The organism is Acidovorax sp., assembly GCF_022763525.1.
Lineage (GTDB): Bacteria > Pseudomonadota > Gammaproteobacteria > Burkholderiales > Burkholderiaceae_C > Acidovorax.
In genome coordinates this window covers 1-6,377 of record NZ_JALEGG010000003.1, presented here as the reverse complement: position 1 = coordinate 6,377, position 6,377 = coordinate 1, and the positions used below count along the sequence as shown (strand labels likewise).

The following is a 6,377-nucleotide window of genomic DNA, read 5'->3' as shown; positions in this document are numbered from 1 at the left end:
GCGTGTTCTGCGACTGGTCGTAGTCGTAGCCGGTGAATACCCGCGCCAGGTTGGTCACGTCGCTTTGCGTGTAGCTGTCGATGGGCTTGCCCGCGCCGTCGCGCTGGGGCGTGCCGTCGGCGTTGAGCTGCACCAGCCCGATGGACATGAGCTGCATGACCTCACGCGCGTAGTTCTCGTCGGGCTGGCGGCCGGTGGCCGGGTTTTCCTTCTGGTTGCCACGGGTGTTGAGGTAGTACCCCATGGCCGGGTTGAGCGTGACGTCTTGCAGCAGGTTGCGGTAGTTGCCGAAAGCATTGGCCACGAGCTGGTCCCAATACCAGGCAATGGCGTGGCTGCGCCAGCTGAAGTCCAGCCCGGTGAGCGACACCACCAGGATCTCCGACAGCGCCAGTGCCACGCGCTTGCGCACGCCGTCGGGCGACTGCAGCAGCTGGTGCCAGATCATGTAGTCGCCGGGGTAGCTGTTGTCGTAGAACCCGGTGTCCTTGTTGACGTCGGCGTAGCCGCGCTGGTTGAGCCAATCAAAGCCGCCCACCGATGGGGGCGCATTGAACTGGGCTTCGAGCCAGTTGGCGTAGGTGGTTGCACGCAGCGCAGCGATCTCGCCGGGGGAGGCGGAGAACTGCGCCTGCAGGAGGAAGCGGGCGGCCTCCTGGTCGCTTTGGGGGGCGGGGTAGCTGCTGTTGGGCGCGCCGGCGCCGGCACCGTCGGAACCCACGCCGACCCCCGTGCCATCACCGCTACCACCTCCACCGCATGCGGCCAACGCGGCAGCCGCGGCCAGACCGGCCGCGAGGGGCAGGGGGTTCATCGCAGATTCAGGGGTTGCCGCAACACGCTGCGGACGGGTTTGGGCCTCGGTCGGGGTCTGCACCGCGACGGGCTCCTCGTGAATGGTTTGCATAACTCGTGGGGATGAAAGCGCCATGTCGGAAGCGCGCAAGTGCAACTTCACCACACCAAAATCCCCCACGGAAACACAACCGTTACCAAACGAAACAGGCTGCTGGGAAGGGGCTGCGTGTAACAGTGGGGTGGTGATGGCAAATTGCAACACTTTGTGGCAGGTCACTGCCACAGCCATTGTCGCTTCGCCCTCCGCGTGTCCTGCAAGGGCCGTAGGCCTGTGCTGACGCGGGCTGCACGGCGTCGCCTACGGGGCCTGCGGTGAATCATTTCTAGAGTCGTCCCCATCGTTTCACGCACCAGTTCCACGCACTTCGGGTGGAGGGCGGAGGCGAAATCTTTGGAGGACTCACACCATGAATGAAGACACCGTCAAAGGCAACTGGAAGCAGTTCAAGGGAAAGATGATCGAGCAGTGGGGCAAGCTGACCAACGATGACTTCGACGTCATCGACGGCAAGCGCGAACAGTTCCTGGGCAAGCTGCAAGAGCGCCAGGGCATTGCCCGCGATGTGGCTGAAAAGCAGCTGAGCGATTGGCAGGCTCGCCACCCCGATTTCCGCTTCAACGACTGAGGGCCCCGGCCTTCGCCGCTGAACGGCAAAGCGCTTTCTGATCACGATTCAAATTCCACAGAGGAGAACCCCATGAAATTCACCCGTACCCTGCTGGCTTCGGTGGCCGCTGGCCTGATGGCAACGTCCGCTTTCGCCTTGACCGACGCGGACTACAAGGCGGGCAAGGACCGCATTTCCGCCGACTACAAGGCCGCCAAGCAAAAGTGCGATGCCCTGAAGGACAACGCCAAGGACATTTGCGAAAAGGAGGCCAAGGGCGCTGAAAACGTCGCCAAGGCTGAACTCGACGCCCAGCACAAGCCCAGCCCCAAGGCCACCCGTAAGGTCGCAGACGCTCGCGCTGACGCGGCGTACGACGTGGCCAAGGAAAAGTGCGATGACCTGAAGGGCAATGAGAAGGACGTCTGCGAAAAGGACGCCAAGGCAGCCCGCGTGAAGGCCAAGGAAGACGCCAAGGTCGCCGAAGCCCAGGCCAAGCCTGCCGACAGCGCCGCCGAGAAGGGCGCCAACGTGGCAGACGCCAAGAAGGATGCCAACGCCGAGAAGAACGACGCTGCCTACAAGGCCGCCAAGGAACGATGCGACGCCATGTCGGGCGATGCCAAGTCCAAGTGCGTGGACGACATGAAGCGCATGTACGGCAAGAGCTGATCGCCCCGCGTTTTTTTGGTGAAGACCAAGGCCCCGCCCGCGAGCGGGGCTTTTTTTTTGGGCGCGGGACTGCCCCGAGGGTTTCGGAGCCTGTTCAAGAGCTTTCGGGGATCGCATTGGCGTGCCAATGTGATGAAGTGGATGCTTCGGATGCGCCGCATGGGCTCGAGCAGGCAGGCGGGGTGTCCAATCGCCCAATTTCACTCCAGCTCGTCGGGCAAGTGCCTTGCCGGGCGGTCTGCAACGCGCCTGGCATCCCCTCCCGGCAAGGTATTTGTGCGCCCCCAAAATTCTTGAACAGGTTCTCAGAACTGACCTGCGTCAATACACGCTGGTGGCAGCCGCCCTAAGCTCACGGGCTGTTTTTCTAGCTGCTGCTGCAAAGGGAACCCCATGGCTCAACTCGAATGGTCGGACGCGCTGGCCCTGGACCTGCCTCTGATGGACCACACCCACCGCGAGTTCGTCGACCTGCTTGCTGCGGTGGAGCAGGCCGACGACGCCAGCGTGCTGACCACCTGGAAGGCCCTGGTGGAGCACACCGACCACCACTTCGCGCAGGAAGACGACTGGATGGCATCCACCCGCTTTGCCTCGGGCAACTGCCACAGCATGCAGCACAAGGTGGTCCTGCAAGTCATGCGCGAAGGCACCCAGCGCGCAGAGCAGGGCGACCTGAAGGTGCTGCGCGTGATGGCCAGCGAACTGGCACTGTGGTTTCCGCAGCATGCCCAAAGCATGGATGCCGCCCTGGCCCTGCACCTGCGCCGCGTCGGGTTCGACCCGGCCTCGGGCGTGGTGCATGCGCCGCAAGCGCTGCCTTCCGAGCTGATCCATGGCTGCGGTGGGGCCACTTGCTCCGACGAGGCGTCGGCACCGCAGGCGGCTGCCACCGCCTGAGTGCGGGTGCCCATGGGCGTCAGTCCGTCCGGGTGGTTTGCTACTAAATCGATAGCTGCGTGCGATGGTTGGGTAAGCGCTGGCTGCCAATTTCTTTCATTTCCTTGATGTGATGGGCGCGCCCGTTCACCGGTGCGCGCCCCGTACCAGCAGCACGGCGGCCATGCGCCACGACAGGTCGCGCAGCGCCCGGCGCAATGCAGGCGACTCGGCCGAGGGCTCGGCGGGGCAGGGGCCGCCGGGGCCGAAGGCGGCCTCCAGCACCTGTTGCTTGGCGTTGCGCAACGCGGGCCGGTCCTGCGCGCGGAGGGCGGCCATGAGCTGGTCGCGGTAGCGCTGCACGCGAGCGGCCTCGGCCATCGTCAGTGGGGTGCCGGACGATGGCCGGGCGCCGGCCGGCGGCCCTGCCAGGTGCTGGGCCCAAGCCTGCGGTGGGGTGTTGTGCGCGATCATGCGGCCTCCGTGCGCGGCGTGGGCTGGCGAGCGGCGGGCGGCGTGGCGCGCGGGGGCGTTGTGCCGCCCTGGGCCAGCCCGTACCAGTTCACCTCGCGCGTGAGCACCATCACCGCGGCCAGCACCAGGAAGAGCGCCACGGCACCGACCACCAGCGCAGTCTGCTCCAGCTGCAGCAGCACATACAGCAGCCCGTACAGCACGCCGATGCCGCCCGCCAGCGGAATGCCGCGCGCCAGGCCGCCCAGGATGTGGCTGGCGTAGTAGCCCAGCAGCAGCACGCAGGCGCTCGCCGCCACGGCGTACGACACGCCGAACGGCAGGTGCTCCGACAGGCTCACCAGCAGCAGGAAAAAGCTGCACAGCGCGCTGCCCACCAGCAGGTATTGCACCGGGTGCACGCGCAGCTTCTTCATCACCTCGAACAGGCCCACTGCCACAAACGTAAGGGCGATGAACAGCACGCCGTACTTGATGGCGCGGTCGCTCAGCGAATACGGGTTGACAGGCTCGACAAAGGCGATGCTGAAGCTGTCGGCGCATGGGCCCTGCGCGGGTGCGGCCGCGGCGCTGTAGTCGCTGTCACGCGTGCTGGCGTAGGCGCTGCCGCTGTCGCCGCCCACGCACACGGGCTTGCCTTCGGCGATGTCGGCCTGCGCCGTGGTGGCCAGCGACGACAAGCGCCACTGGGCCGAAAAGCCGGCCTTGGTGATCTCCCGCTCGGAGGGCAGGAAGCGCCCCGCGAACGATGGGTGCGGCCAGCTGCTGGTCATCAGCACCTCGGTGTTGCCACCCAGCGGCACGATGGACAGGCGCTCCGTGCCCACCAGTTCGAGGTCCAGCGTGGCGGTCAGGCCGTCCGCCTTGCCGCGCACCGATTCGGGCAGCGCGGCGTGCAGGCCGCGGCTGTACGCGGGGTGGAAGGTGCCCGGCTTGAGTGCCAGGGCCTGCGAGCCCAGCGTGAACTGCGCCGTGCGGATGCCGCGCGCATCGCCCACCGCCATCATCACGATGGGCGCGCCGCAGTGCATGCGCGAGTCTTTGATGGTGCTTTGCGGCACCAGAGCGGCCAGCGACCCCCACTGCGCCGTGATCTGGGCCTTGAGGTTGTATGTGTTCACCTTGTGCAGGCCGCGCGCGCGTTCTTCCATCGCTGCGCCGGTGGTGAGCTTGAGCTGCTCGGGCATGGCCGTGAGGCGGAACTCGCGCCGCTGCTCGACCATGCGGCGCTCGTCGCCCTTGCCGGTCTCCACGTCCCAGCTCTCCACGCAGGCGCTGTGGATCAGCGGGCCCATCAGCGTTTGCGGCCCGGCCAGACTCTCGGCCACGCTTTGGGCGGTGAGGCTGCGGTAGCGCACCCGGTCGCGCACCACGTTGTCGATCATGGAAAGGCCGAACAGCAGCAACAGGCCGATGGCTGCCAGCGCGGCCAGCTTGGTGAACAAGGGATGTTTCAAGGAGATCCTCCGCAAGTGATGGGAATGTGAATGTGGAGGCGAGTGTTTTGCGGCGCTGTGAGGAGGTGATGAAGTTTGTGAGGCGAAGGTGAAGTCAGTGGCACGCGGGAAGGCCGGTAGCGCCCGGCCGTCCGCCATGACCTCCCAGGTCATCGACGCGCGCGCTCCAGCGCCGTACAAACGGCACAGGTACATGGAGGGGTCGGTATGCGCTGGATGGTTCCGGGTTTTCTGGTGGTGGTCGCGGTCATCCACGCGCTGCCCGTGGTGGGCGTGCTGGGCGCTGGCAAACTGGTGCAGCTGTACGGCTCCCCGGTTCAGGACGCGGGCCTGGAGCTGCTGCTGCGGCACCGCGCGGTGCTTTTCGGGCTGCTGGCCGGCTTTCTGGGTTGGGCCGCGCTGCGCCCCGATCTGCACCGGCTGGCCCTGGTGGCGGGGCTGGCGAGCGTCACGTCGTTCTTGCTGCTGGCATGGCTGCAGCGGGACGGCGCGCTGAGCGCAGCGCTTCTGCGGGTCGTGTGGGTGGACGTGGCGGCGCTGGGCTTGCTGGTGGTCGCGTTGGGAGTGCACCTGCGGGGTGCCCCATCGGGAGGCGGCATGCCTGAACCGGGTGCCACCGTTCGGGCCGAGCCTGCCCAGAAGGCCCCGCGCGACCCGTCGACAAGCCTGTTCTGAGCGGGCCGACGGTGACTCGGCGCGAACGGCGCTGGCGGGCTCTTGCCGGCTCAATGACCGGTGGGAAACTCCAGCTGCACGCGCAGCCCGGGCGCCGTGTTGCGCACCACCATCTGCCCCCCGTGCAGCGCCATCACCCGCTTGACGATGGCCAGCCCCAGGCCTGATCCGCTGCGCTCGCCGCCCGGCCGCGCGGTGGTGAAAAAGCGCTCGCCCAGGCGCGGCAAGGCATAGTCCGGCACACCGGGGCCCGCGTCCTGCACGGCCACGGTGCTGCCAACCAGTTCGACCTGCACCGTGCTGGCCGGCGGTGCAAAGTCGATTGCGTTGTCCAGCAGGTTCGTCAGCGCCAGGGTCACCAATTCGGCCTCCCAGGGGCCGCTGGCGCCGGTGCCGTGCAGCGCCAGGGTGATGCCGCGCTGCGCCGCGCGGGCGCGGGTCTGGCCGATGGCGGCCTCGGCGCAGTCGTGCAGCGCTACCGGTGCGCGGCCTTCGGCATGGTGGCGCTGCTCCAGCTTGGACAGCTCCAGCAGCCGGTCGATGATGCGCTGCAGGCGCTCGCTTTGCTGCACCACCTGGGTGGCGAACTCGGCACGGTCGGCAGCGGGCAGGTCGTCCTGCAGCAGCTCGCCCGCGCCGCGGATGGCCGCCACCGGGCTTTTCAGTTCGTGCGTGAGGGCGCGCACATAGCCCTCGATGTAGTCGCGCCCCTCCAGCCGGGCGCGCATGCGGTCCATGGCGCGGGCCAGGTCGC

8 protein-coding genes are annotated in these 6,377 nt (G+C 67.2%); 4 read left to right on the top strand and 4 right to left on the bottom strand.

The features are described from left to right. Positions 1-814 (bottom strand): DUF1800 family protein (locus MRY84_RS00100; protein WP_291503741.1); only part of this gene is annotated, 814 nt, incomplete at its 3' end. A gap of 451 nt (positions 815-1,265) precedes the next feature. On the opposite strand from MRY84_RS00100, the gene MRY84_RS00095 reads away from it, so the two are divergent. The 3 genes from MRY84_RS00095 (at position 1,266) to MRY84_RS00085 (ending at position 3,038) form a co-directional block, all read left to right on the top strand. Next, a complete protein-coding gene (locus MRY84_RS00095; RefSeq protein WP_142149166.1) occupies positions 1,266-1,484 on the top strand; it encodes a CsbD family protein in 219 nt (72 codons plus the stop codon). A 72-nt stretch (positions 1,485-1,556) separates the two neighbouring features. Then, complete coding sequence (locus MRY84_RS00090) at positions 1,557-2,138, top strand: hypothetical protein (protein ID WP_291503740.1); 582 nt, start codon at positions 1,557-1,559, stop codon at positions 2,136-2,138. 393 nt (positions 2,139-2,531) lie between these two features. Further along, positions 2,532-3,038 carry a hemerythrin domain-containing protein gene (locus tag MRY84_RS00085; protein ID WP_291503739.1) on the top strand — a complete coding sequence of 169 codons (507 nt, stop codon included), beginning with the start codon at positions 2,532-2,534 and terminating at the stop codon, positions 3,036-3,038. Between the two features lie 126 nt (positions 3,039-3,164). On the opposite strand, the gene MRY84_RS00080 is transcribed toward MRY84_RS00085, so the two are convergent. Together MRY84_RS00080 and creD are read right to left on the bottom strand one after the other, a co-directional pair. Beyond that, a complete protein-coding gene (locus MRY84_RS00080) occupies positions 3,165-3,491 on the bottom strand; it encodes a hypothetical protein (RefSeq protein WP_291503738.1) in 327 nt (108 codons plus the stop codon). Further along, positions 3,488-4,948 (bottom strand): cell envelope integrity protein CreD, encoded by a 1,461-nt coding sequence (gene creD / locus MRY84_RS00075; protein ID WP_291503737.1) that lies wholly within the window; start codon positions 4,946-4,948, stop codon positions 3,488-3,490. Before creD ends, MRY84_RS00080 begins: the two co-directional genes overlap by 4 nt. Before the next feature lie 207 nt (positions 4,949-5,155). On the opposite strand from creD, the gene MRY84_RS00070 reads away from it, so the two are divergent. Further along, entirely contained in the window at positions 5,156-5,623 is a 468-nt protein-coding gene (locus MRY84_RS00070) for a phosphopantetheine adenylyltransferase (RefSeq protein WP_291503736.1), read from the top strand. Between the two features lie 50 nt (positions 5,624-5,673). On the opposite strand, the gene MRY84_RS00065 is transcribed toward MRY84_RS00070, so the two are convergent. Further along, positions 5,674-6,377 (bottom strand): ATP-binding protein (locus MRY84_RS00065; protein WP_291503735.1); only part of this gene is annotated, 704 nt, incomplete at its 5' end.